This window comes from Intestinirhabdus alba (genome assembly GCF_009711095.1).
GTDB classification, from domain to species: Bacteria; Pseudomonadota; Gammaproteobacteria; order Enterobacterales; family Enterobacteriaceae; genus Intestinirhabdus; species Intestinirhabdus alba.
On sequence record NZ_WMJZ01000038.1, the window covers coordinates 1 to 1,104 of the forward strand.

The 1,104-nt window shown below is 59.9% G+C and carries 1 protein-coding gene; it reads right to left on the reverse strand.

Features of this window, described 5'->3' with window-relative positions; all coding sequences use genetic code 11:
- Positions 1-1,104, reverse strand: a 1,104-nt coding sequence (locus tag GJV78_RS23070; protein WP_230979190.1) for an Ig-like domain-containing protein, incomplete at both ends; no start/stop codon positions are given.

The following is a 1,104-nucleotide window of genomic DNA, read 5'->3' on the forward strand; positions in this document are numbered from 1 at the left end:
GCCGTTAGCGGAAACCTGCAGATTCTCCGCCGGGGCGGGCGGGGTAATGTCTACCGTTACGTTAAAATCAAGCGAGCTACCGCTGGTGATCCCGTTTATGGTCTGCGTTGCCGTGTAGCTGTGCTCACCTTCGGCAACGTTGCTTAATTCAATAGTCCAGGTGCCGTCAACGGCGATTACCGTGCCGATTAACCGATCGTTGTCATATACCGTTACCGTTGCGCCCACTCCGGCGGTGCCGGTGAGCGTCGGAGTAACGTCGTTGGTAGACTGTCCGCTGGTGAGCGTGCCGGTCGCGGGAGCGGTATCGTCAATAGCGCCAGTTATCGTCGGCGCATCGGGCGCGCCGGAGGTCGATCCGGTAAAGCTGGCCGTTGCCCCTTCGTTGCCTGCGGCATCTGAAATATGGGCGCTCAGGGATTCACCGTGCGTTTGTGCGCTGCTTAGACGGAGCGTGAAGGTGCCGCTGCTGTCCACCAGAACCGTGCCGAGCAGATTTTGCTGGCTATCGTAGATGGTGACCTGACTACCCGCTTCGGCAACCCCGGAAACATAGAGCCCGTCGTCAGAAATTTCAAGTTCCGTTACGGCTTCTGGCGGCACAGTATCCACTATGATAGTAAAGTCGGCGGAGAGGGAGCTACTATTTCCCGCGGCATCGGTTGCCGTGGCGGTCAGGGTATGGGAACCCTCGCCTAACGGTGAGGCGGGTTTAAAGCTCCATGAGCCGTCCGCGCCAACCTCTACGCTACCAATGGCCTTGCCGTTATCGAAAAGAGTAATCAAGGCTCCCGCTTCACCGGTGCCGGAAATTTCCGGTTGGCTGTCGTTGGTCACCTGGTTATTTTGTACTGCACCGACGATGGAGGGGACCGCGTCTGTCACGCTGGTAATGGTCGGTGCCGCGGGCGGTGTAGTATCTTCCTGGCCCGGCTGTTCACTATTGTTGCCGTTATCGCCGCCGCCGTTGCCGTTATCACCGCCACCGACGTTTCCGGAGCCGTTGCCATTATCACCGTCGCCGCCGTTCCCGGAGCCGTTGTCGCTATCACCGTCGCCGCCGTTCCCGGAGCCGTTGCCGGTATCGCCGCCGCCGTTCCCGGA